Raw genomic sequence first — 26,055 nt, forward strand, 5'->3', positions numbered from 1 at the left:
TCGCACATATATTAGGTAATAAGCAAAGGATCATCAAATAATTTCCTTAAGCGCATTTCTGATTTTCAATATCTTAGAGGTTGTTTTTGATATCGAGAAATAAGGTGTTTGCTCTGCACCAAACGCCCTAAAAAAACGCTCTACTGACTCTAACATAGAACCTTCAAAATCAAAGCTCTTAGTCACTGTAGCTGAAAACTTAATTGCCTCCCACATACAGAGGCTTGTTGCCCCACTGTTTCTTAACTCAGGGTCTCCTCCTCCCATCAAATAATAAGCCGAATTTTCATCCCAGACGATCAATACACCGGCATGATTTCTTCCATCAGCATCCTTAGCTATAAGCCATTTAGCTTGATTTCTCAACTTAGCTTCACTGATGAGAGAAGATACAAACTGATCTGAGTATGGAACATCTATAGATTGTCTTAAATAAGTCTGGTGATTGAGTTTTAAAAATTCAGAAAATGGCAGCTCATCTGTAACAACCAAGGAATATTTATTTATAGCCTTCTTTATGTCTGTTTTTATATTAGCTAATGTTTCTCTATAAATTCCATCTAAATTAGACAAATCATTTAAACGATAAGTATATCTTGTGGACTGAACATAACCGAGCCAATAAATTGGCAGCCAATTATTAAACTTGTGATCCCAATTCTGTTGAAAATGATGAGTTTTGGGAAGCTGACTAAATAATTCAGTTAGTATTTTTTTTTCATGCCCTAACCTTTTACTGTATTTCGCGTCACTCTGTCGAATCCAAGGGCCCAAGTTTTGAGTTAGCTTAGGTTGGACTGAATAACTAAAACAATATCGGGTAGTAATGTAATAAGGCATAGAGGCAATAATCACGCCACCTTTTTCAACAAGACAAACATCCCAGTCATCTTTCCCGCATACGCAGTCTAACCACCAAGCTTGACTGAAAAGTGGAATTGACTTTTCTTTTTCACACAATATTCTATATTTTTCTTTCATAGTAAATTCTTGTCTTAGCATTAGAAAAAAAATTATCTAACTCGAAAGAGTTTATATTTGGAAAAAAATCATATATTAACTCGTCATAAACTGGATTAAAGTAAATAATATAAAAATCTCTTTTTCTCTCCTCAATAGAATTATGAATAACTTTCATAACCTCTTTAAAAACCAATTCAGGAAATGGGTTGTAAAAATAAAACAAATTAACATTTCTCAATATGTCCGGTGTTAAAGAAACTGCGTCAGAATGGATTAATTCCACTGTTTCATCATTAACCTCTGATGACAAAAAAATCTTTGATTGCTCATACAACTTCTTAGATATTTCAACTCCGTAAACCTTATCTATTTTATTATTATTATTAAGCGTTTTAACCGCAAGGCCTTTTCCAGAACCAAAATCAATAGCAACATATGATTTTTTTTCAGGTAAAAACTTCAGCCATTTATTTAGTTCAAGAGGCAAGGTTCCCTCATAATCCACCGATCTATTTTCATTCAAACCTAATGATTCAACACTTTCTTTTATATAAGGATTTATGGGACCTCTAATACAAGTCTTTAGAGCAAAAACATAAGCTTTTTTTAAAAAAAACTTTAATTTCTTTGAAAGAAACCTTAATACCTTGTTTCTATTTAAAGTCACGAATAACACCTATAAGTCAATTTTAGGATAAATATTTTTTGACATGTACTCATCCACATTATTAATGTAATCATTTAAAAACCAATAGTGTGACTTTTCACTTGATTCTAACTTTAAAAACGAATACATTTCATGAACAAAATCGCATGCTTTCGAAACAAATAAATACTTCTCATTAGAGAGGTTTAATTTCTTATTTATAATTTCAACTCTCAATGTAAAGAAGTCTGATATACATGGATCAACTATAATATTATAGCAACCAAGTGCCGATGCTTCATAAGCACATGTAGAGTTCACTGTTATATGATATCTACATTTAATTAGTCTTTCATAAATATTCTCGTCCCACATGACAAAAACGTTTAAAGGAAGAGTTAAATTATCAAAAAAGACACGCTCCCTCCCCCTTGGAAACAAATAACACTTGTAGCTCTTATTAGTTTCAAAAAACGGTAAAATCCTATTAATTAATTCTTCATCATAGATTGACGCCAAGCTCACACAAAATGAATGTTCACATCTCGCATCATCAATTATTTTACTCTGATAGTAGTCGACAAAAAAACTCCCAACTGGAATCTTATTAACAGAATTAAAAGATCTTGAAGTCGAGAGTAGATTGGAAAAATATTCACTGTAGACTAATATTTCATCAACAGATGACTGTGGATGTTTATAATCAATAAGAGGAAAGTATCCTTCATGAATTTCAGTAAATTGGCCATGCTGCACTTCTACAACATGGATATTTAGACACTTACATGCCTGAACAAGCCAAAACCGTTCATAAGCGCAATCAATAAAAACAACCTTTACCTTTAAAGATCTAAGAATAAACTTAACAATCAAATATTTTGAATAATGTGTTTTAGCTATTTTATCAATATTATTAAAACCTAGTTCCTTATGGAATTCCAAATCAACATTTCCAATTAATTTGGAATACTCCCCTTTCCTAGAATTAAGTAGGAAAAGTTTATAAAAATAAGCAAATATATCTATATACACTTCTGATAATAGTGATTTTGAATAGACATCCCTAGATTTCAAATCAAAATCAACTAATCTCTCAATTGTTAGAGCCTTCATATCTCTAGTTAAACAGTCAACTGTACCACTAATATACTTACCATCTATTAACCGCCTTGAATTACTCGCAGTGAATGCGATAGCGTCGTATTTTAAATTCAATCCTTTAAAGTAAAGTAAAGCTTTGATAAATCGGAACAACTTCACTCTTCGTGATATTTTTTCTTTTCGTAAACCACTCTTTTTTTTTTTCTTAAAAAAAGATGTTATGCATAACGTAGGGACGAAGTTAACAAACAAACTATCTTTCATTGAAAACCTACAACTTAATTACAGAATGCACTTCTGATATCGGATTAGGCAAGTAAACACTTCGACAAAAACCAAATTTTCTATCAATAATAGTAATTTTTGTATCGATTGATACTGGCGTCCTGCCGGTACTCATACGGGAAAAGTTTCTATTCTTGCTTTCACCAATATAATGGTACTTATCATCTGAGTCATATCCTCGAACAAACCCAGGTAAAGTTGCTAATACATCGAAGTTACTCCCTAAGAACGTTCCCTTGAAGGAATTCAAAACTTTTAAGCCAGACTCATCACATGTCACACTATGTGGCATCGTTAAGTTATTAATTACAGGTTTCATTTCACCATTGACTAGGTTAACTTCCATAATTCCACCATCGAAACTATTCCTTTTCCAGTTACCAGTTATAGAAAACATAGAAACATATGCATAATCTCCTACAATATCTAGATCATTGCAATGATGCTGAGCACTTTCATATGAATCAATCTTAGAGCTAAATTTATATTCAAAAACCTCATCACCGGCGTCATTTACACCAATAATTGAGTCTTTATAGCTCGACACTAAGACCCAAAGACCATTATATCTCCTAATTCCATGAGGCCTTAGGCCAGCTCTCAGTTCAATGACCTTCTCTTCTTTGAACTCTGAATTCAGAAAGACCAAGCCTTTTCCTTGGCATGAAAAAACATACCCGTTTCCATTTTTTATTAGACCGTGAGTATTCCCTTCGTAGATTTTTTTTATCTCTGGATAGCTTTCTGTCTCAGATACTAGATAGATACCACCACCAGAAAACGACTCTACAGAAGATGGCAGACCACTACTGATTAGAAACTGAAACTTACGTTCTTCAAGCTCAGACATCTCCATTCTTTCTTCTAATAGGCTAGCAACTACAGCATTATCCCCCCAAACATACCCATAGTGTTCTAGTTGTTTTTTAACTTCTCCAACCGAAGTTGTACATACCACTACTTTAAAGTTATCGGAATCGCCTTTTAGCGTTTCTGGTGGTTTGACCTCTATCCCATGAAAAAAGGTACCATGAAGATCAATATTGTTGTCGACAATAAACGCCGGTCTAAGGTTTAAATTCTTTTCTGCGACAGTACCACTGCCAAATAACACAATCTTTTTCATTTTTTCCTACTTTAAATCGTAACGCCTTTTCCAAAGATAATGTGGTGCTCTTTTGGAGTTTTTACCGGTGATATTACGTTATTAAGCATTTCCGGTAAATTAATGGTTGAATTCGATTCACTTTGACTTTCTGATATCAAGCCACTGACAGACTCTAAACGATGTTTTTTAAACCAGTCATAGCCGCTTTTTGTCACGCCCAGCCAATCAAAAAAAGGTTTAACATAGACTTTGCTCTGACCATAATGCCTACTCAAAGTTATGCCTTCTTCGCTAGTTAATCGACCGTGGCGAATTTCTCTTGCGATGTGATCATTCACCTTACGGTAACCTACCCGTTTCAGTTTCAGCAAATCATGCAGACGATAATACACCGAGCTTCCTGCCCGCTCATAGACATCAAATGTGGAAGTGTTAGCTTCTGGAATAAAACCAAATTCCGTCATCGCTTGGTTTTGTGCAATTGGATCCCAACGCATGTAGTTACTCAAATAAAGCCCTCTGACGCCTCGACGAGCAATAGAACTTACTTCTGGGTAGCGATAATAATTCAAATCGCGCTCATCAACCTGAGCTCCGTTACCAATTAGATGCCCAACTTCTACACCAAACAAATCGTGCTCTCGACGGTTCCAACGACTCATTTCTGCACTATCATGATGAGAGAACTTTCCTACTTGCTCGACGGCTTGGTTTTGTCCCCAGATAATGAGTGGAATTTTCCTTTCATAGGCGACATGCATAGGAAAAGCTGTATGTAACTGGAGGAAGGGCAGCATTATATGGTCAAGCTTACGAAGTGATGTGCGAACAAGATCTTTGTACACCCGTATATCTGGGTTGAACACGAATGAGTCGACATCAAAATGAGTAATCAAGTTGTGAAGGTTATGCCAACCTATGTCATTTTTGAAGTAATCATTTACACAAACCACTAAAGGAGACAATCCTGCACCCAGCGCTTTACTCAAGGTATAATAATCTTCAGCATCCCCAACAACAGGAACAATGCAGTCATAACGACGACGTTGCTTTTTAAATCTACCTAATATAAGGTTCAGTTCATTTGCTTTGTCATCCCAATTGATCTGATCTTTTTCTTTATGAGTCAAACACCCTGAGCATTCTCGTTCATTGATTGTGAGCCCAAATGGGTGATTAAGAGGGTAGTGACATTTAGAACAATTTGGCAGCATGTTTGTAGCTCTTAATCGAATATTCTTTATGTAAGACTTTGTTATCAATCAATACAGAAGCAAGACCTTTCTCGCTTGCTACTTTCACCGACTCTTGACCAATACCACCACTCACGATGAGTTTGCTATTTTCAATCGGTAGCGTTGACAATAATTCAAAATCAAATTGGTTATGTTCACCTTCATAGGTAACATCGAACAATATAATCTCATTCGCGTAGGATTGAATGAAAGAAAAATCAACATCATCAATGTTAACAAAGGTCGACTTTTCGGAACAGAAAACTTCCAAGTTCTCATTAAGTGCTCTTATTGGTAGCAAGCATTGAATCGCCTGATGACCAAAAAGGTTCTTAGCTTCATCCAATAACGCACGATCTTTAGCTAAGAATGCTGAAGAGAAAACTAACCTTTCAACAGGAATGTCATTCAATAAAGCTAAATGCTTAAGTGAACGAATTCCTCCACCAAAACTAATTGGCGTCATCGTCTTCAACCGGTGTAAAACTTGAATATCTGCTTCAAACTGAGCATACGTATCTTGGTCTCTGACAGGACGAATGATTGCGACTTCATCACATTGGTATTCCTCCAATGAATCCAACACACTTTGTAAATCACCAAGCGGACGCAAAGTACTCCAATGGTATGACTGCACACAACGCTGGGCATGCAATAATACGGTAGAACCAACTCGCATGTTCTCTCCCTATAGAATCATGTTGATTAAGTCTGTTCCCGAGATTTGACTTTTCTCCGGGTGAAACTGAATACCAATGATATTGTCTTTAACCAACAAACCACTGTATTGAGAAAATGCACTACTCACTGGAAGAGAAAAAGCGTCTTGACTTTTATTCATTACACCATATTCATGGTTGTAAAAAACACGGCCATTGAAAATGCGCTTTTGTGTAAGATGATGCCGACTACCAAATGACTGCCCTGCCATCTCTTGGCGACGGAACGAAAGTGGCTCCCATGCATTATGAGACACTTGCCCAATCAGACGTTCTACATGTCCATCAAGAAACCCTAAGCCTTCAACATGCCCATCTTCTTCTGAGTATTCCATCATTATCTGAAAACCTAAACAGATCCCCATCAATCGACAACCTTTATCAACATGAGCCTTGATCGCTTCATCAAAATTACCAGCCTTCATACGTTGCATATAAGAGCCCGCGGAGCCAACACCTGGCAATACTAACATTTCAGACTGTATATCATCAGGCTGAGTGACAATCCGCGTGGAAACGTTTGACGTCTCAATCCAGTTTTTAACTGAACGAATATTACCACTACCAATATCTAAGATATCAACCTTCATAATCGACTCCGACAGTAAACTTTCTGATTGGGCGTTGACCAGAGCGAATAACAAAAATAGAAGCGTTCACCCATTTATTGGCAATGTTCCAAAACTCATCAACCGTTATTCCAACATAGTCCGAATAGCTCTTAACAATACGATCAGAACATAGGCCATCGTACTTTTCGGCAATCTCAATACCTTGTTCACGTGTGAGTTTACCGGCTCGGATTTTTTCATTCACCGCATCCGTTGCCCTACCAAAACCAAACTTGTAGTACTTGAGCATCATGTTGATATTAGTAAATTCCTCATCAAGCATAGAAGCATTGGAAAGATCACCCGTTTCCATCTCTTCTCCTGGGCGTAAAGTAAGTCCCTGTAACGATGCATATATTGAGTTATCATCATTGCTCCAATCATCCCACGCAGGACCTAAATAGAAAATATTAATTTTCTTGCGCTCAAACTCAATTTCATCTGGGTATAAGTAATGCTCAGCATGATAAGGGGACTTAACAGCCTCTTTCAGCCAATCAGTTCCGCCAGCGGTGAGTGTATTTAGACGACGTAAGTTGTTGCCATCAAACTCATCAACCCCCTCTACTGCAGCATCACCGACTTGTAAGGCTGGGTTCTCCCCCCAAAAGATGGTATTAACACCTAACTCAATAGCCAAACGAGGAACAGTCGAAAACAGAGACATTTCCGTCGACTTACATACATTCCCAAATTGTTTAAATGACTCTAGAGCAAGCTGAGCGGCCGTTTGAGGAGCAGGGGTCGCGACTATCACATCAAATCCCATCTCAATCAGGTTGGTGAGATTCTTAGCGCCAATTTCAGACATCTGTTTAGGTGGGTAGGCACAGCAAACCAATAAAGGTCTCAACCCTAACCGGTCCCTAACCCAATGAGCCTGACGTGTGCTATCCTTACCTCCACTAACACCAACGATACAATCGTAAGCCCCTTTTTTTCTTTGCTTTTGGCGACTGTTTTGGATCTTGTCTTGTAGTAACTTAAGCTTCAGGCTCACGTTCTCGTGATGCTCTGAAGCTGAATAGCGGCAAGCAATACAGATCCCACCAGACAAAGACGCATTAGGTCGTAAGTCTGTCGTCAGGCATTTTTGACAATATTTCATTACTTTACAGTCTCAATCACATCAAAAGTAAGAGGTGTTCCTCGCATGACGCTCTGCTTAGCTTTTTTTCCTAAAATTGCTTCATAATGCTTAGGCGCAAGACCAAATCCAGGGCGAATGCTTCGCACATTTTCTGACGTAAAGATCTCACCTTCAGCTACATCTTTGACAACATAAAGAGAGCGGCGAAACTTTACATTACCTTTTTCTGCTTCTGTTCTTTCGTAATTTACATAACCCAAAGCCTGCCAAGCTGTTTTTGTATCTTGGCAAAGTGCTTTCAGCTCTGGCGGTTCAAGAGAAAAACTATCATCGGCACCGCCACCGTTACGATCCATAGTTACGTGCTTCTCTATTAAACAAGCACCAAGCGCCACTGATGTTACTGCCGTAGCATTATCAATAGTATGATCTGACAGCCCTGACAGTACATCGAAGCGCTCAGCGATATCTGTAATTGTTCTTAGATTATATTGTTCTGCAGGCGCTGGATAACCACTAACACAGTGAAGTACGACTAATTCCTGACAACCATTATCTCTTGCTGTTTTAATAGCTTCAGCAATTTCTTCTTCATTTGCCATGCCTGTTGAAATAATCATTGGCTTGCCAGTTTGAGCAACGCGTTTGATTAGAGGTAAGTCAATAACTTCAAATGAAGCGATCTTATATGCTGGTGCATCGAGTTCTTCTAATAGCTCAACAGCATTAAAGTCGAAAGGAGAACTGAAAATAGTAATACCTAGGTCTCGCGCTTTTTCGAATAGTGGCTCATGCCATTCCCAAGGCATATGCGCCCTTTTGTAAAGTTCATACAAAGTTTGACCATCCCATAAACCACCATGAATTTGAAACTCCTCAGAGTCACAATCCATTGTGATTGTCTCATGGGTATAAGTTTGTAATTTAATTGCATCCGCACCCGCTTTTTTCGCTTCTTCCATAATTTGGAAAGCACGGTTGATATCACCATTATGATTAGCGGAGAGTTCTGCAATAATATATGGTGTATAATCCGGCCCGATTTTGCGGCCGTCAATCGTAATGTATGGCTTCATTTTTGCCTCAATCAATTGGTTGTCGGATATAGCTTTCTTCATCAACTTGTTGATAACTAGCTTTTTTGAATAGTCGTTGAGATGCAACATTTGCTTCCAATACTGTTGCATGCAACGTGACATCAGGGTGAATCGCATCGATTGCATTTAGTGCTTGGAATGCAACTCCCTTCCCATAACTATTAGGATCGACAAATATAGAAACGAGGTAATGCCCTGATCTAATTCTATCTAGACGTACAGCGCCGACTTTACTTCGATCCACGCTATTGACAATCATGTAAAAATAATCAGACGTGGATTGCAGCTTTCTCGACATCCAAATCTGATGCTCACTCCATTTTGGTACATTAGTTGTAAGCGCATATTTTCTAGTATCTGGATGACTTTGCCATTCATATATCAGTGCTATATCGTCTTGAGATGCATATTGCAAAAACACCCCGTCACGCTTTTTGCTGGTTAATTGCTCTATTTCAAAGATGACTCGTCGAACTCCTCGTCCATCACAAAGAGCAAGATTAGCTTCTTTAAACTGAGACCACCCTTCGAGCACCCTCATAAAGGCGTCTAGCAACGTCGATGGGATATCCTTGATATCAACATGGACAGCCGCATCATGCTTAATAAGTTGCTCACAAATAAGTTGTTGGTTTTCAGCAAGAGGGACAATAATATTCGGCAAACCAAGGCAAGCCCTTTCCCAACTGGTGGTTCCTGGCGCTCCGATCGCAATATCATGCTCTAGCATTAAACTCGCCATATCAGAAACGAATTCTTGATGTTGAACATTGGGTTGCGATAAACACCACGCCCTAACCTGTTGAAAATGAGGAGCTCTAGAGGGCAACAAAACGGTAAAATCGGCATTGACTTGACAGCAAAGGTTCTTTAAAACTTTCAGTGTCGCGTTTGGAGCATCAACCCCTCCCATAGAGACAAGAACTCTAAGAGATTGATCAGATAACAGCCTAGAAAGAGCGGCTTCTCGCTTATTAGAGAAGTCCATTCGCAACAGCGCATACTCACTGCCAACGAGAGCCTTGGTATTGGACGAAGCGTAATCCACTTCACTTCGCCCTAAGGTTTGATCTAGAACCAAGTCAGCTCTATGGCATCGTCCTAAATCATCGATAGCAAGCAAGCAACAATCTAGTACTGCAACGATTTTTTCTTGCCATTCAGCATCAATAGCGTAATGGTCAGTAACAACAAGATCTGCCGCCTTGACCGCTGCTAAGAAGTCTTGTGCGTCTTCTGTGACACTCTTTTGAAGCCAAGCCTTATAGTCAGCGTTATGCTGTGGTTCGATGATGCTTTGAGGCTCAGTAAGGGTGATAACATTGAAGCCACGCTCACAAATAAACGTTCGCATATCTCCTTTTAGTGGAGAACAAGCGAATTCAACTTGGTGTCCATTTTTACTCAAAGCCTCAGCAAGGACTAAGCATCGCATAACGTGGCCACTGCCGATCAATACAGAGGCGTCAACCCGAAAAATAACCTTCATAGCATACCCTATTTGTTACTTAGCGAGCTTTAGCGCCGAAAACAAGGACTCCGCCAATTCCCAATCTTCTGGAGTATCAATATCTTGAACTCGATTACGAGGTAGGATCACAGCCTTAGAGTGAGAAGAAAACATAGAGAGCTTTGCTAAAAATGCACTCGTTTTTCCCCAGTAAAACTGCCCTGCATCATGGTAAGCTTCTTCAAGATCTTGCGATCTTACCTGTTCATTCTCAGGCGAAAACATAGAAACCGAGCCAAACTCATCAAGTTTGATAGCTCTTTGAATTGGGAATGGAAATGAGGTTGCACTAAAGGCAAATTGTACGTCAGTGTCTCGCAAAAGGGCATAACTTTGCCGCAAGTCCTCTGGCATTACAAATGGTGCAGTCGCATATAAACAGCAAACTGCTTCAACATCCCAGCCTTCACTTTGGCACCAATGGATAGCATGAGCCATGACATCCATTGTTGTTGCATAATCATCCGAAATATCCGTGGGGCGCAAAAACGGTACCTCCGCACCATATGTTGTTGCGACTTCGGCGATTTCTGAATCGTCCGTAGAAACTATGACTTTATCAAAGCAGCCTGATGCTTTAGCAGCTTCTATCGAATAAGCGATCATAGGTTTACCGTGAAATGGTTTAATGTTTTTTCTCGGAATCCGCTTACTACCACCGCGAGCCGGTATGATTGCAACTTTCATCAGTGTCCTCGCAAAATATCCGCCAAAGTGTTAATTACAGTGTCTTGCTGTAGTTTGGTCATTCCATGAAACATAGGAAGTGAGATAGCTTCTTGGTAATAACGCTCAGATTCAGGGAAATCTCCTTCCGCAAAGCCCATATCTTGATAGTAAGGCTGAGTGTGAACTGGGATGTAATGGAGGTTAACACCGATACCGCGCTCGCGTAGTGCATCAAATATCTGTTTATGAGTTAATTTCAGCTTGTCTAGACTTAAACGAATGACAAACAAGTGCAAACCAGAGTAAGTTTCAGGCAGCTGATATGGCAACACTAGCTGTAAGTTGGCTAGTTTTTCATTGTAACGTTTAGCTAATTGATGACGTTTAGACACAAACTCGTCAAGACGTTTCATTTGACTAACGCCGAGTGATGCTTGAAGTTCGGTCATCCTATAATTAAAACCTAAATCAATTTGCTGATAGTACCAACCACCGTGAGAGTCGCCACTCATTAGTTCAGGATCGCGAGTAATGCCATGACTCCGTAGCAGTGCCATCTTATCAGCGAGCTCCTTACTGTTTGTAAGTGCAGCACCTCCTTCAGCAGTGGTGACTATTTTAACAGGGTGAAAGCTAAATACGGTAATATCCGAGTATTCACAATTCCCAATCGGTTGGTCTTGATATCTGGCGCCAATGGCGTGCGAAGCATCTTCAATCAATTTGAAGCCATACTCCTTAGCCAACTTACCGATTGCTGCCATATCACATGGCTGACCACACAAATGCACAGGCACCACCACTTTTGGCAGCTTGCCTTCAGCTTTTGCTTTAATCAGTTTTTTCTCTAGACGTTGAGGACACATATTGTAAGTGTCTGGATCAATATCAACAAAATCGACCTGAGCACCACAATACAAACCACAGTTTGCTGACGCGACAAAAGTTATAGGAGATGTCCAAAGCCAATCTCCTTTACCTAAACCTAAAGCAAGACAAGCAATATGTAGTGCCGAAGTCGCACTGTTCACAGCTAACGCATAGTTAACACCAGTATGCTCAATAAGTGCTTGCTCAAACGCAGGCACTTGTGGTCCCTGAGTCAAAAAATCCGACTTCAATACATCAAGAACACTATCAATATCTTCTTGAGTAATATCTTGTTTACCGTAAGGAATCATGGCTTATCTCACACTGTAAAACTAGGGTCTACGTGCTCTTTAATTAATTCGCGCAAACCGTCAACAGTTTCCCATTCAGTATTGGTACCTGAATTATACTTAAAACCAAACGGTACTTTTTCAGCTTTATGATGATTAATGTATTCATCTTCTGTGTATGTAAAAGACACAGATGGAAGAATCGCGTAATAGCGACCTAAGTCGATCGTATTAAGAGAGTCGGTATCTGTAATCATTTCTTCATGAAGTTTTTCTCCTGGGCGAATACCAACGATCTTAGTTGGCATCCCAGGAGCAACGGCCTCAGCAATATCTAGAATTTTGTATGAAGGAATCTTAGGAATAAAGATCTCCCCACCTAAGTGGTTTTCAAGCGCATACATCACCATATTTACACCATCTTGAAGAGATATATTAAAGCGAGTCATATCTTCATGAGTAATAGGTAAAACGCCCTCTTCTTTTTTCTGCATGAAGAATGGAATTACAGATCCCCGAGAGCCCATGACATTACCGTAACGGACTACACTAAAACGAATATCTTTTGACCCTTTAATATTATTCGCAGCAGCAAACAGCTTATCTGAAGCCAGTTTTGTTGCCCCATATAAGTTAATCGGAGCGCAAGCCTTATCTGTCGAGAGAGCAACAACATCCTTGACCCCACACTGAAGGGCTGCATTGATCACATTTTCAGCACCATCTACATTTGTTCTAATACATTCTGTTGGGTTGTATTCTGCAGTGTCTACTTGTTTGATTGCCGCTGCGTGAATTATGACATCAACACCTTCACACGCTTGTATCATTCGGTTTCTATCGCGAACATCGCCAATAAAAAATCGTAACTGCGGGTAGTCTTTTTGAGGGTATCGTTGTTTGATTTCAAATTGCTTCAACTCATCGCGTGAGTATATAACAATTTTTCCCACCTCCGGATAGCGCTCTAGAATAGTTTTAATAAACTGTTTACCAAAAGAACCCGTACCACCTGTGATTAACACTCTTTTATTATTTAACATTTTAAACCTAATCATTAAATTACTTAGTTCTATAAGAAACATTAATCATTTTTGTGAGCTATCACGCAAACTTATCCATTTCCCTAAAGCATTCATTATTATCAACTAAATACTGATAACTACCTTCATCAACTAACTCACCTTGTTTCATAAAATATATACGGTCGCAGTTTCTAATAGTTTTTAGTCTATGTGCGACCATAATAATTGTTTTTTTCCCTGATAATTTCTCAATAGATTCCATTATCTGGTTTTCGGTAATGCCATCCAGTGCACTAGTTGCCTCATCGAAGATCAAAATTTCTGATTCTGCATATAATGCTCTAGCAATGCTGATTCTTTGCCTTTGACCACCTGAAATTTGTATACCATTTTCACCAAGCTGGCTGTTAAGACCCTCAGAAAAGCTATCAACGAGATCCGTCAAACAAGAAAGTTCAACAGCTTTATTAACCTTATCCCAATCAATCTTTTCGTAATCGACACCAAATGCAATATTTTCTGCAATCGTAGCATCCAATAAGTTCACAGATTGAGGAACATAAGAGACATTATGATACCAAGCAGATAGATCCTCTATAATTTTACCATCTACTTTAAACTGTCCTCGATTTAATGACAACAAACCACAAAGAACATCAATTAATGTTGACTTTCCTGAACCAGAATGACCAACAAAACCAATTTTTTCATACTTTCTAATCTTCAAGCTAATTTCGTTTAAAGCCAATCGTTCATTATTATCGTATGAGAAACACCCTTGGGATATTTCAAGTGACTCTTCAAAGGGTATTGGATGTATATCCTCCCTTGGCTTGCTATCAATTACACTGAGAGACAATTCCGATTTAAGGATGTCTATCACCGAAATGTTACCTTTGATTGTAGCAAGACTATTATAAACCTGCTGTAGTGACGGTAGTAATTTAAAAGCAGCCAAACCATAAACAGTAAGCAAAGGAATCATGGTTGAAAAGTCATCACCTTTAATAATTAAATTAAACATAATGATAAGAACCATAACTATGTAAGCTAGCCACTCCATCATATATCTCGGAGCTCCTGCCATCGTTACAGTGCTTGCCTGAGCTTGTGATTGCAGAAAACTTTGCTTTTCAAAAGAGTCCACAAAATATTTCCTTTTATCCAAAAGAATTGCAGATTTTGTATTAGTAAGTGCCTCGTTTACTATCTTACTTTTTTGTTGGTTCGCTTCTGAAATCAAAGAACCATTTTTTTGTAGCCGCTTCCTGATCATTATTGAAATAAAAAAGTAACCAGAAACAAATAACAGCATAACAAGTAAACTCGTTTCTATATCATATGATAATATAGCAAAACTGACAAAAAAAATAAAAACCAGTCGAGACAACATGTTAACCGCCGGCATAAGTATGGCATTTTTAAGTCGGTTACTTTCAATTAATACTCGATTTGATAGAATGCTCGAGTTATTCTTTACATAGAAGATCCAGTCTCGAGTTTGATAAAAATCAAACAAACGAACTGTTAGGTCATGTCCAAAACCTAAGGATATTTGATTTATTTTTTTTGTCATAAGCACAGATAGCAAAGAGCTCACGGTTAAAAAGATAAAAATCAAACACGATATAGAAAATAACACGACACTGAATGTTGCACTTTCTGGTAGAGTAATACCCAAATTATTTAGGTAAACATCTAATTTACTTTTGTCTGAAACAATTCCCATAAATCCAGCAATCATACCAATAGTAACAAGCTCAAACAACGAAATTACAACTACCATAATTTGCAATAGCCCTAGCTTTCTTCGTTGCTCATAAGATAGAACTTCCCATAAGTGTCTAAATTGTCTTATCATTTTATCCTCTCACATCCCCACTCAGGAAAGTATTTACGTACATAGGCGTTCAGTTGTTTCTCTGCTTCAGAATAAATGCGAGAGTTCGTACCTTCAGCAGAGTAAACATGATGAACCATACCCGCACCAACCGTTACGTTACTAATGCGATCAATAACTATAAAAGCGCCTGTCTGTGGTAATTGATGGTATTCATCCATCACCACATTATCCATAAGTTTGACGCTAGTTAATGCAATCTCGTTAAGCTCTAAACTTTCAGCCTCTTCCGCATGCTTTTCAAGCGTATTTACATCCACTTTATGGTAGATGTTTGCAACCTTGCCAGAGCAGCTCTTAGTTGCGAACTTGAACAAGTATTCTTTATGCGTCAGCATTGGCTGTTCACCCATCCAAACAAGGTGGGCTTCACACTGGTTAGTCACGTTAGGTTCATGACCTGTATGAACAATCATATCACCGCGAGATATATCAATTTCATCTTCTAGAGTGATAGTAATTGCTTGGCCTGGCTGCGCCGTTTCTAATTCACCATCATGTGTGAATACCGATTTAACTTTAGACGTTTTACCTGATGGCAATGCAGTTACGTCATCGCCTACCTGAACTTGTCCAGACGCTAGTGTGCCGCAGAACCCGCGAAAATCTAGGTTTGGTCGGTTCACATATTGCACAGGAAAACGCATGTGTTCTAGGTTTTTATCTTTATCGACTTTAACCGTTTCTAGCAACTTCATTAATGTCGCGCCCGGGTACCAATCCATTTTGTCACTTGGCGTCACTACATTATCACCTTTAAGCGCTGAAATTGGCACAAAACGGATATCATCAATATTGAAATTCTTTGCCATTTTGCGGTAATCCGCTTTGATTTGCTGGTATACCTCTTGGCTATATTCCATTAAATCCATTTTGTTGATAGCAACAATAATGTGCTTAATACCTAATAGAGAACAAACGTAGCTATGGCGACGCGTTTGCGTCTGAATACCACGACGAGCATCTACCATCACAATAGCTAAATCGCAAGTCGAAGCACCTGTAACCATATTACGCGTGTATTGTTCATGACCTGGAGTGTCAGCAATAATAAACTTACGCTTATCGGTAGAGAAGTAACGGTAAGCAACATCAATCGTAATACCTTGCTCACGCTCAGATTGCAGGCCATCAACCAGTAGCGCTAAATCAAATGCTTCATCCGTGGTATTGAACTTTTGGGAATCTTTCTCGATCGCCGCCATTTGGTCTTCATAAATTAGCTTTGAATCATAAAGTAGGCGACCAATGAGTGTAGACTTACCATCATCCACATTCCCACACGTTAGAAAACGTAATAGATCCTTGTTTTCATGCACTTTTAGATATGCTTCGATATCTTTAGCAATAAGGTCCGAAGAGTGTGACATGTCCTATTCCTACTTCTTATAAAATTCATTTAAAGCCTGAACGAAGTTTTCTATTTCAGACTTTGGTAATTGGTTAATACCTGCTGCAGCTTTTCGACCACCGCCCGTTGCAAACTGACTACACACGTCATCGGCACCTGTTCTATTTTCTAAAGGTGCTCTTACACTTACGGTGTAATCTTCTCCGTTCGCATTCAGGGTTAACACTGCATGTGCTTTACTCGGTGATTGGTTGGCCAATTGGTTACCAAATACACCGCTAATTCTTCTAGCCCAAGCTTCACAAGGCAATACATACACTTCTGCAGACAAGGTTGTAAAGCTTGCTTCCAGCGTTTCTAGATTACTTACATCACTTTCATACCTTTGTTTAAGCAAATGGTATGGTGAGTTAGTGTCTGCTAACAGATCAAACGGTGACTCATACTGCATAAGTTGAGCAAACAGTTCTGCAGGTTCAACATGCAAATCAGACAGAGTGGCTCCATAGCCATTGTAATTGATTAACACACCTAGTTCTTTTAAAAACTCAATCTGTTCAAGTTGCAAATCACACTCTTGAGCCAACTTTTCTGCCTGAGTGTTTAGGTTGTCCCCAAAAGCACCCGCAATCGCCCAATATACGTAGCGTCCACCAATATGTTTATTGATCAGTAAACTTGTACAAATTTGAGCATCAAGATTGATCAAGGCAGTAAAGTTGTCTGCTTGAGGCACTTCACCTGTACGATGATGATCACAATAGAAAACGGGGATACCTCTGTCTAATAACTCATGCAAAGAATCGAGGTTCTTTTCCATGGAAATATCTAAAGCAGTAACACTGCTTACGTTCACCTGAGGGGCTACTTTTTGTAGTAACTTGATGTCTCGCTTAACCCCGGTAATTAGGGTTGAACTTTTGGGTTCATACTTGCGCAGTTGGATGAGAGATAAAATTCCATCCGCATCACCATTAAAAACATCGTAATGCATACTAAATATATTCTTTTTCGGTCAGTGTATCTATTATCTGCTGTGCGCACGCTTCAATAGTCGCCCCAGCTGTTCTTACATGTATCTCAGAAGAGGTTGGCGCCTCATATTCGGAATCGATACCCGTAAAGTGTTTAATTTCACCCGCACGCGCTTTTTTATATAAGCCTTTCGGATCACGCAGCTCGCATATCTCTAGCGGAGTATCAATAAACACCTCTAAAAACTGCTTATCGTCTAAAAGCTCTCGTACTTGAGTTCGATCTGAGATAAATGGAGAAATAAATGCAGTCAGAACAATTGCACCAGAATCAACAAACAGCTTAGCTACTTCACCGATACGACGAATGTTCTCTACTCGATCTTCATCGCTAAAGCCCAAATCTTTGTTTAATCCGTGGCGTACATTATCACCATCAAGCAGATAGCTGTGCTTACCCAACTCCAACAGTTTTTTCTCAACCGCATTAGCAATCGTTGATTTACCAGAACCACTTAAGCCAGTGAACCACAGCACGACTGGTTGCTGTTGCTTTAATCCAGAACGCTCTTGAGGGGATACTGTCGCATTGTGCCAAACAATATCATCACTCACTGACTCATTTTGCTTTTTATTGTATGGATTCATAATTCATTAAAAGGGAAATATTAGTGGTATAGCAATAAGTGCTACGACGATATAGCTCAGTGAGACTTTCCACCCCACTCGAATAAAATCTTTAAAGCTATACCCCCCTGCATTCATCACCATCAAATTTGTTTGGTAGCCGTAAGGGCTGATAAAGCAGGCGCTGGCGGCATAAGCCACACCCATGATAAAAGGCATTGTGCTGACTTGGTATGCATTCGCTAATGACAAACCTATTGGCAACATGATAGCCGCCGCTGCGGTATTCGTAATAACTTCAGTCATAAGTACAGTTACCAGAAAAAGTACTGCAAGAGCTATATAAGGGGATGCTTCCCCCAATAGCAGATAAAGCATCAGCGTTATACTTTCAGCTAACCCTGAGTCACTAAACGCTTGTGCTATTGAAAGGGCGCAAACTAAGATAAGCCAGAGTTCAAAAGGAAAACGTCGGCGGATTGTAGTGCCATCGATAACCTTAATGCCTACCATTATCACGATGTAAGCTCCAATAGATTCCAGCAAACTGACCGCAGTTAATGCAGAAATACTAATCGCATAAACAAAACCAGCTATCGAGCATAAGTTCTGTAGTGGAGTCAGAGTATTATTAAGCTCAATCCCACTGAGTATAAAAAAGTTGCGTGTTAAGTTCTGTCTTTTATTAAAATCTTGCCCTACCGCCAGAACCAACTTATCCCCTGACTGTATTTTTTGGTCTCCCAATTTGCCAGACAAGCGTTGCCCTTCTCGGTTAATCGCTACCACGGCGGCATCAAAGCGAGAACGGAAATCACTACTCTTAAGCGTTTTTCCGATCAATACAGATTCTGGACTAACGATGACTTCTGTTAAATTACTACTTAGTAGTTGGCTATTATCAGCAAAGATCTCTACTCCATCTAGCCGCTTTAATTGTTTGATATTTTCAACGTCGCCGGTAAATACTAATTTATCTTTCGCTTCAATAATCGTCTCAGGCGTAACAGGAGTGATAAGCTGTTTACCTCTCACAATTTCCGCTAAGAATAACCCATCTAGAGAGCGCAACTGATTCTCTTTAACCGTTCTACCCACTAACTTACTGGAATCGTTCACCTCTGCATCAATGAAATAACCATGATTAGGCTCGGATCTTGCGGTATCACGCTTGAGGTGACGACAACTCAATGCGATCACACTACCAACACTCACTAAAAGAATTAAACCGACAGGTGCAAAATCAAAAAAAACTAGCTCGGGTAGTCCCATATCGACGAGTAGCGCATTAACCACCAAGTTAGTTGCAGTACCAATTAAAGTAATGGTCCCACCTAATATGGCGAAGTAGGATAATGGAATCAACAAGCGGTTCGGCACATGCTCTTGATTTCTTTTCACTCCCCCCATTAATGTCGCGACAACAGCGGTATTATTAAGGAAAGCGGAACTGAAAGCCGTGGACACAGCCAAATTAAATAAGGTTTTGGGGTAACTCGTATGGAAAATTTTGCTCGATAGCCAAGTCAACAAATGGCTTTTTTCTAATGCCAGTGACGCGATCATCAAACCAACTAAAGTCAAAACAGCACTATTAGTCACATTGGAAAGTAGTTCATTTTGTTCTACTTGACCAAACATATACAGTATTATTGTTGCAGCAACAAAAAGCGACACTGCCCGATATTGAGTGAATATCAGGCAGAGAAGTAATCCTATAATAGTAAGTGCTGTAACTAACACAGAGCTATATCACTAAAGAACAAGACAAAACCACTTAGAAGTAGCCTTCACGCTTTTTCTTCTCCATAGAACCAGAGCTATCATGGTCAATTGCACGGCCTTGACGTTCTGAAGTCGTGGTTAGCAACATCTCTTGGATAATTTCAGGCAACGTTGTTGCTTCTGATTCCACCGCACCAGTCAGCGGGTAGCAACCAAGCGTGCGGAAACGAACCATTTTCTCTTCAACCACTTCACCCTCTTTAAGCTCCATTCGCTCATCATCAACCATAATAAGCATCCCATCACGCTCAACCACGGGACGCTTCTCCGCTAGGTAAAGGCTTGGAATCTCAATATTCTCTAGGTAGATGTACTGCCAGATATCAAGCTCCGTCCAGTTAGATAGAGGGAAGACTCGAATGCTCTCACCTTGGTTTACTTTACCGTTATAAATATTCCAAAGTTCTGGGCGTTGGCTCTTTGGATCCCAACGATGGTGTTCATCACGAAAAGAGTAAACACGCTCTTTTGCACGAGACTTTTCTTCATCACGACGTGCACCACCAAATGCCGCGTCAAACCCATGCTTATCTAAAGCCTGCTTTAGGCCTTGAGTCTTCATAATATCGGTATGCTTTGAGCTACCGTGTACAAACGGGCTAATGTTCATCGCTAAACCTTCAGGGTTTTGGTGAACAATGAGTTTCATACCAAGCTTCTCAGCCATGTAATCACGGAACTGAATCATTTCCTTAAACTTCCATGTCGTATCAACATGCATTAACGGGAAGGGAGGAACGCCTGGTGCGAAAGCTTTCTTTGCAAGGTGTAACATAACCGAAGAGTCTTTACCGACAGAGTAAAGCATCACTGGGTTATCAAACTCAGCCGCAACTTCGCGCATAATATGAATAGACTCAGCTTCTAGCTGCTTAAGATGGGTCATACGCTCTTGCGTGATAGTCATAATACTCTTTCTTCCTTACTCGCCAGCCCCAGCGCTTTTTGTAGTTCAAAGTAGATAGCAGGCATACTTGCTACACAGCGGGCTCTTTAAATTAGCTGACGCAATACTACTACATCAAAGGTATAGAATCGACAGGCTCTACACACCAGGAGTTAGACATAAGTCATCGTTTGGTAAGTAAGTGACTCACACATGACCTATACGCCTAGCAACTATTGCATGATATACTTGCATCAGTTTAATTACTTACTAGGATTTATTTATGATCATCGTAACTGGCGGCGCTGGCATGATTGGCAGCAACATCATCAAAGCACTTAACGAGCAAGGCATTAATGACATCTTAGTTGTCGATAACCTTAAAAACGGTAAGAAGTTTCAAAACATAGTCGACCTTGATATCGCTGATTACATGGATCGTGATGATTTCCTAACTCAAATCATGGCTGGTGATGACTTTGGTCCCATCGAAGCCATTTTCCACGAGGGCGCATGCTCTGCGACGACTGAGTGGGATGGTAAGTACATGATGCTCAACAACTATGAGTACTCAAAAGAGTTACTTCATTACTGCCTTGAGCGTGAGATTCCTTTCCTTTACGCCTCTTCTGCTGCAACTTACGGTGAGACAGATACCTTCATCGAAGAGAAACAGTACGAAGGCGCATTAAACGTTTATGGTTACTCAAAGCAACAGTTCGATAACTACGTTCGTCGTATCTGGCAAGACGCTGAAGAACATGGCGAGAAGCTGTCTCAAGTAACAGGATTCCGTTATTTCAATGTTTATGGCCCTCGTGAACAACACAAAGGCTCTATGGCTTCAGTAGCATTCCACTTAAATAACCAAATGAATGCGGGAGAAAACCCGAAGCTGTTTGCAGGTAGCGAAACGTTCAAACGAGATTTCGTCTATGTTGGCGATGTGGCAGCCGTTAACCTTTGGTTTATGCAAAGTGGTGTATCAGGTATTTTCAACCTAGGTTCTGGTAACGCTGAATCTTTTGAAGAAGTCGCCAAAGCGGTAATCAAGTACCACGGCCAAGGCGCAGTAGAAACTATCCCGTTCCCTGAGCACTTGAAAGGTGCCTACCAAGAGTACACTCAAGCGGATTTAACTAACCTGCGTGCAGCGGGCTGCAACCATCAGTTTAAAACTGTTGCAGAAGGTGTTGCTGAGTATATGTCGACTATCAATAAGTAGCTCCACGACTTCAAATATCCAGAGTTCCTGCTTTGAACTCTGGATATTTGCAGATTAGAATACAGCGTTTATAAAAGTCTCGTGGGTTAACTGATGAATATTTTAATGGCACTGTCCCAGTTGGAAGTAACTGGAGCAGAAGTGTATGCGACAACTGTTGGTAATCAGCTAACCAAACGCGGTCATACTATTCATTATGTGTCCGACACACTGACTAAACCATTCTTAGGTCAGTTCTTTAAGCTTCGCTTCAATAAGCGCAGCATCCCTCGCCGTTTTTGGCATGTCGCTTATCTTGTCTACCTTATCAAAAAGCACAATATTCAACTGGTTCACGCTCACTCGCGCGCATCCAGCTGGAGCTGCCACGTAGCATGCAAAATCACTGGTACTCCCATGGTTACAACAGTGCACGGCCGTCAACCAGTGCACCGTTCACGTAAAGCATTTCATGCCATGGGTGATAAAGCGATTCCGGTGTGTGAAGCGATTGAGCAGCAACTAATTGAAGAACTGGATGTGCCCGCATCTCAGTTAACAGTAAGCCGAAATGGCATAGAAACTCGAGCATTTTCGCCTACTGAGCCTCCGAATAACACTAAACCTATCATCACGATTGTCGGTCGTTTGACTGGCCCTAAGGGAGATCTGTGCTTTAGGTTACTAGATGAATGTTTAGACCTTGAACAATACGATGTTCGAGTACTGACCGGGTCAGCCATGGAAACTAGATTTGAGAAGTTCGCAAACAAAGCGTCATTCCCAGGCTATACCAACGATGTTGCTCAAGTACTACGACAATCAGATCTGGTAATTGGTGCGGGTCGAGTCGCCATGGAATCTTTATTGTGTGGTCGTCCGACACTCGCGATTGGCGAGGCGATTTCAATCGGCATAGTCGATGAGCATAATCTGTCTCACGCGATGGCGACAAACTTTGGTGATATCGGCCCCAATATACTCGACATCGATTTTAGCTCTATTGCTCAAGAAGTAGAAAAAGGTCTCAATCAGCCGTCGTGTGCTCCAGCAGTCACAGAAGCCATACGTAATAACTACGACCTCGAAAATATCGTCTCCCAAGTTGAGTCAATTTATCAAGATGTGGTGATCAGCAAACTGCAGAAAGAGATGCCTATCTTGATGTATCACCGATTTATCGACAACGAATCGAAAAAAGGTACTCGCGGTCCATACATCGATATTAAGTTGTTTGAAAAACATCTTCATCTGCTAAAACGCTTGGGCTTTGAGAGTCTTACTTTTGAAGATTTCGCAAATAAAGGGACTATCGAAAGACTAAACCCAAATAAGCGTTACTTTATGCTAACGGTGGATGATGGCTTCGTCGACAACTATGAACTTATGTTACCTCTTTTGAAAAAGTATGGCTTCAAAGCCGTTGTCTATGTCGTTACTGGCGAAACTTATAACCGCTGGGATGTTGAGGCAAGCGAGAACCCAGATAAGCCCTTCCCCCTTATGACTAACGAGCAGATTAAAGCGATGGCTGAGTCTGGCTACATAGAGATTGGCGGGCATACACTTACACATCCATTCTTGAGCAAACTTTCATATGAAGAACAAAAGCAAGAAATGGAGCAGAACAAGCTCGAGCTAGAGTCAATCACTGGCAAACCGCTAACTTCATTTGCGTATCCGTATGGCGATTTAGACGAAAACTCAAAGGAAATTGCCAGAGAGCTCGGGTTTGATTTCGCGGTTGCGACAAATAGCGGCCCTCTCTCTTTTCACCAAGACCTATACCAAATCCGCCGTATTGCTGTTTTTCCTAAAACAACCGTATTCGGGTTGTGGCGCAAAGTGCGCGGTAACTATAATTTCAAGAAGCAAATATTAACCAAAAATCTATGAAGAAAATTAATATCAATCAGATAGCTCAGATTGTTAATACCCTCCCTTTTTTATGGCTACTATCAGGTTACTTATTAATTAGTAACGGACAGACCTACTTGGCTTACTTCTTGGTTTTTGCAACTGTATTTAACCTTGTATCAAAGCAAAGAAATAAAAGCCTAAAACTAGCCAGAAAGTCAGTAATAGGGTCTGTTGCGCTCTACGCATTTGTTTTACTTATAAATTACTTGTATACGGAACAATTCTGGCCTGTAATTCGTAGTACTTTGTACTTTGTTCCATTTGCCTTGACCACTCCACTCAAAGCAAAAAGCTTACAAAGAGTATTATTAATTCTACCTATAACATCTGGTGCGCTATGTTGCCTATACTTTATGAATGGTGACTCTAGATTTTTGGATAGTTCAGGTCTAAACCCTATTCCTTTAGGTACAGTAATGGCATTGTATTTATCGTTAACAATCTACGCTATTTTTGAGTTTAGAAAAGAAAAATTATTCACAATCTATATGACCTCTGGATTGTTCCTTATTGTCTTTCCTATTTTGAAAAATGAAACTAGGGGAGTATGGCTAGCCACATTAAGTCTGTTAGTTATTGTAGGGTATCCATTTATAAAGAGTACCATCAGAAAATACAGTCTAGTTATCAAGCTAATATTAGCTTTTATTAGCTTGGCAATCTCGTTTAGCTTCTTTTACAACATTACATCTGAACGCATTGAAAAAACAAAAAATGAAATCGCTAGTATTGAGAGTGGAGACTATAGTAGTTCCATAGGAGTCCGATTGGAACTTTGGAAAACCAGCTTTCAATTGTTAGAAAAAAAACACTTCATTTTTCCCGCAAAAGAAGAGGAAATATTTTCATATTTTGAAGAACAATACAAAGAGCAGAAAATAACCAAGACAACTTATTTTTACAGTAGCAATTCACACAACCAATACATTAATTCTTGGCTAAGAAGCGGAATATTGGGACTAATTTCAACCCTATTCCTCTTATTTTTCCCTTTATGGGTTCAAGTAAAGCAGTATGGCTTTGACGATAGTAAGCTTATAATTATGTTAAGTTGTGTCATCTCCATTTGTGGTTTAACAGAGCTGCCATTAACACAAATTGCCGCTTATCAAGCATTTCTCATGTCGATGCTAGCTAGCGTTATATTGGTGGAACAAAAAGCATGAAGATATTAATCATAGGCCCATCATGGGTGGGAGACATGGTAATGTCTCAAAGCCTCTATAAAACGATAAAACAGAAAAATCCAAATTCAGAGCTCCATGTTGTGGCTCCTGCTTGGTGCAAACCTATCCTCTCTCGCATGCCTGAGGTCGACCAAACGATTGAGATGCCTTTAGGACATGGTACATTTGATCTGAAAAGTAGATATAGAATTGGTAAGTCTCTACGTTCTGAAATGTACACACATGCATATGTGCTACCAAACTCAGCAAAATCAGCTCTAATACCTCTGTTCGCTAAAATTCCAAATCGCACAGGCTGGAAAGGTGAGTTTCGTTACGGATTACTTAATGACCTTCGCCCAAACAAGAAAGTCTTTCAGTTCATGGTTGAGCGCTATGTTGCCTTGGCATTTGATAAACGCTCGATGGAATCTGTTGTTACGTTAGATAATTGTCCTGCGCCTGAGCTTTCGGTTGATTCTAAGAGTCAAAAAATCGCGAGAGAGAGGCTACAACTTAATTCCGTACGCCCAATATTTGGTTTATGTCCTGGTGCAGAGTTTGGTCCAGCCAAACGTTGGCCAGACAAACATTATACGGAAGTCGCTAAACATATAATTGATAATGGCGGTCAGGTTTGGACATTCGGTTCGGCAAAAGACAGAGCCGTCACTCAGTCAATCAGAAATGCATTACCTACTGCGCTTCAGGAGTTTTGTTTCGACCTCGCTGGGGAGACCTCTCTAGTTGAAGCTGTCGATCTGCTGGCACTGTGTAAGGCAGTGGTAACCAACGATTCTGGGCTTATGCATGTTTCTGCGTCTGTAGGATCTCACGTTATTGCAATTTATGGTTCGAGTTCCCCGAGTTATACCCCACCTTTAACCGAAAAATTGGATATACTAAACACCGATATTTCATGCCGCCCATGTTTCAAGCGCGAATGTCCCTTAGGGCATTTAGAATGTTTGACTAAGCTGTCTCCCGTAAACGTAATACAAGCACTAGAATCATTAGACTGAT

Annotated in this window: 23 protein-coding genes; 4 read left to right on the forward strand and 19 right to left on the reverse strand. The window is 39.8% G+C overall.

Annotated features, from left to right (window positions below; genetic code table 11):
• Positions 1-33: 33 nt before the first annotated feature.
• The 19 genes from ACQEXT_RS09965 to cysD all read right to left on the reverse strand — a co-directional run bounded on the left by ACQEXT_RS09965 (position 34) and on the right by cysD (position 20,763).
• Complete coding sequence (locus tag ACQEXT_RS09965; RefSeq protein WP_426951868.1) at positions 34-981, reverse strand: GNAT family N-acetyltransferase; 948 nt, start codon at positions 979-981, stop codon at positions 34-36.
• Positions 965-1,630 carry a hypothetical protein gene (locus tag ACQEXT_RS09970; RefSeq protein WP_426951869.1) on the reverse strand — a complete coding sequence of 222 codons (666 nt, stop codon included), beginning with the start codon at positions 1,628-1,630 and terminating at the stop codon, positions 965-967. Before ACQEXT_RS09970 ends, ACQEXT_RS09965 begins: the two co-directional genes overlap by 17 nt.
• Before the next feature lie 9 nt (positions 1,631-1,639).
• Positions 1,640-2,974 (reverse strand): hypothetical protein, encoded by a 1,335-nt coding sequence (locus tag ACQEXT_RS09975; RefSeq protein ID WP_426951870.1) that lies wholly within the window; start codon positions 2,972-2,974, stop codon positions 1,640-1,642.
• Positions 2,975-2,981: 7 nt separating this feature from the next.
• Positions 2,982-4,121, reverse strand: coding sequence for a DUF4915 domain-containing protein (locus ACQEXT_RS09980; protein ID WP_426951872.1), 1,140 nt, complete (start codon positions 4,119-4,121; stop codon positions 2,982-2,984).
• Positions 4,122-4,132: 11 nt separating this feature from the next.
• Positions 4,133-5,317, reverse strand: coding sequence for an N-acetyl sugar amidotransferase (locus ACQEXT_RS09985; RefSeq protein ID WP_426951874.1), 1,185 nt, complete (start codon positions 5,315-5,317; stop codon positions 4,133-4,135).
• Positions 5,298-6,017 (reverse strand): HisA/HisF-related TIM barrel protein, encoded by a 720-nt coding sequence (locus tag ACQEXT_RS09990; RefSeq protein ID WP_426951875.1) that lies wholly within the window; start codon positions 6,015-6,017, stop codon positions 5,298-5,300. The genes ACQEXT_RS09985 and ACQEXT_RS09990 overlap by 20 nt, the downstream gene beginning before the upstream one ends.
• Before the next feature lie 9 nt (positions 6,018-6,026).
• Complete coding sequence (gene hisH / locus ACQEXT_RS09995) at positions 6,027-6,647, reverse strand: imidazole glycerol phosphate synthase subunit HisH (RefSeq protein ID WP_426951876.1); 621 nt, start codon at positions 6,645-6,647, stop codon at positions 6,027-6,029.
• Complete coding sequence (locus ACQEXT_RS10000; RefSeq protein ID WP_426951878.1) at positions 6,637-7,776, reverse strand: N-acetyl sugar amidotransferase; 1,140 nt, start codon at positions 7,774-7,776, stop codon at positions 6,637-6,639. The genes hisH and ACQEXT_RS10000 overlap by 11 nt, the downstream gene beginning before the upstream one ends.
• Positions 7,776-8,834, reverse strand: a complete 1,059-nt coding sequence (gene pseI / locus ACQEXT_RS10005; protein ID WP_426951879.1) for a pseudaminic acid synthase — start codon at positions 8,832-8,834, stop codon at positions 7,776-7,778. The genes ACQEXT_RS10000 and pseI overlap by 1 nt, the downstream gene beginning before the upstream one ends.
• 7 nt (positions 8,835-8,841) lie before the next feature.
• A complete protein-coding gene (gene pseG / locus ACQEXT_RS10010) occupies positions 8,842-10,344 on the reverse strand; it encodes a UDP-2,4-diacetamido-2,4,6-trideoxy-beta-L-altropyranose hydrolase (protein ID WP_426951881.1) in 1,503 nt (500 codons plus the stop codon).
• A 15-nt stretch (positions 10,345-10,359) separates the two neighbouring features.
• A complete protein-coding gene (gene pseF / locus ACQEXT_RS10015) occupies positions 10,360-11,052 on the reverse strand; it encodes a pseudaminic acid cytidylyltransferase (protein ID WP_426951883.1) in 693 nt (230 codons plus the stop codon).
• Positions 11,052-12,215, reverse strand: a complete 1,164-nt coding sequence (gene pseC, locus ACQEXT_RS10020) for a UDP-4-amino-4,6-dideoxy-N-acetyl-beta-L-altrosamine transaminase (RefSeq protein ID WP_426951884.1) — start codon at positions 12,213-12,215, stop codon at positions 11,052-11,054. The genes pseF and pseC overlap by 1 nt, the downstream gene beginning before the upstream one ends.
• Before the next feature lie 8 nt (positions 12,216-12,223).
• A complete protein-coding gene (gene pseB, locus ACQEXT_RS10025) occupies positions 12,224-13,237 on the reverse strand; it encodes a UDP-N-acetylglucosamine 4,6-dehydratase (inverting) (protein ID WP_426951886.1) in 1,014 nt (337 codons plus the stop codon).
• A 61-nt stretch (positions 13,238-13,298) separates the two neighbouring features.
• Entirely contained in the window at positions 13,299-15,080 is a 1,782-nt protein-coding gene (locus ACQEXT_RS10030; RefSeq protein ID WP_426951887.1) for an ABC transporter ATP-binding protein, read from the reverse strand.
• Positions 15,077-16,489, reverse strand: a complete 1,413-nt coding sequence (gene cysN / locus ACQEXT_RS10035; RefSeq protein ID WP_426951888.1) for a sulfate adenylyltransferase subunit CysN — start codon at positions 16,487-16,489, stop codon at positions 15,077-15,079. Before cysN ends, ACQEXT_RS10030 begins: the two co-directional genes overlap by 4 nt.
• Positions 16,490-16,498: 9 nt before the next feature.
• Entirely contained in the window at positions 16,499-17,464 is a 966-nt protein-coding gene (locus tag ACQEXT_RS10040) for a DHH family phosphoesterase (RefSeq protein WP_426951889.1), read from the reverse strand.
• Between the two features lies 1 nt (position 17,465).
• Positions 17,466-18,095 carry an adenylyl-sulfate kinase gene (gene cysC / locus ACQEXT_RS10045; protein ID WP_426951932.1) on the reverse strand — a complete coding sequence of 210 codons (630 nt, stop codon included), beginning with the start codon at positions 18,093-18,095 and terminating at the stop codon, positions 17,466-17,468.
• A gap of 3 nt (positions 18,096-18,098) precedes the next feature.
• Positions 18,099-19,814, reverse strand: a complete 1,716-nt coding sequence (locus ACQEXT_RS10050) for an SLC13 family permease (RefSeq protein WP_426951891.1) — start codon at positions 19,812-19,814, stop codon at positions 18,099-18,101.
• 34 nt (positions 19,815-19,848) lie between these two features.
• Positions 19,849-20,763: a sulfate adenylyltransferase subunit CysD gene (gene cysD / locus ACQEXT_RS10055; RefSeq protein ID WP_426951893.1), complete on the reverse strand. Its 915-nt coding sequence runs from the start codon at positions 20,761-20,763 to the stop codon at positions 19,849-19,851.
• A gap of 262 nt (positions 20,764-21,025) precedes the next feature.
• Here cysD and rfaD point away from each other — a divergent pair, with 262 nt between their 5' ends.
• From rfaD to waaF, 4 genes are all read left to right on the forward strand, one after another.
• Positions 21,026-21,967 carry an ADP-glyceromanno-heptose 6-epimerase gene (rfaD, locus tag ACQEXT_RS10060; protein WP_426951895.1) on the forward strand — a complete coding sequence of 314 codons (942 nt, stop codon included), beginning with the start codon at positions 21,026-21,028 and terminating at the stop codon, positions 21,965-21,967.
• Positions 21,968-22,060: 93 nt separating this feature from the next.
• On the forward strand, positions 22,061-23,842 hold the full coding sequence (locus ACQEXT_RS10065) for a polysaccharide deacetylase family protein (RefSeq protein WP_426951896.1): 1,782 nt from the start codon (positions 22,061-22,063) through the stop codon (positions 23,840-23,842).
• Positions 23,839-25,032, forward strand: coding sequence for an O-antigen ligase family protein (locus ACQEXT_RS10070; RefSeq protein ID WP_426951897.1), 1,194 nt, complete (start codon positions 23,839-23,841; stop codon positions 25,030-25,032). The genes ACQEXT_RS10065 and ACQEXT_RS10070 overlap by 4 nt, the downstream gene beginning before the upstream one ends.
• Positions 25,029-26,054: a lipopolysaccharide heptosyltransferase II gene (gene waaF, locus ACQEXT_RS10075; protein WP_426951899.1), complete on the forward strand. Its 1,026-nt coding sequence runs from the start codon at positions 25,029-25,031 to the stop codon at positions 26,052-26,054. Before ACQEXT_RS10070 ends, waaF begins: the two co-directional genes overlap by 4 nt.
• Position 26,055 lies beyond the last annotated feature (1 nt).

This window comes from Vibrio sp. TRT 29B02, from assembly GCF_050113655.1.
Lineage (GTDB): Bacteria > Pseudomonadota > Gammaproteobacteria > Enterobacterales > Vibrionaceae > Vibrio.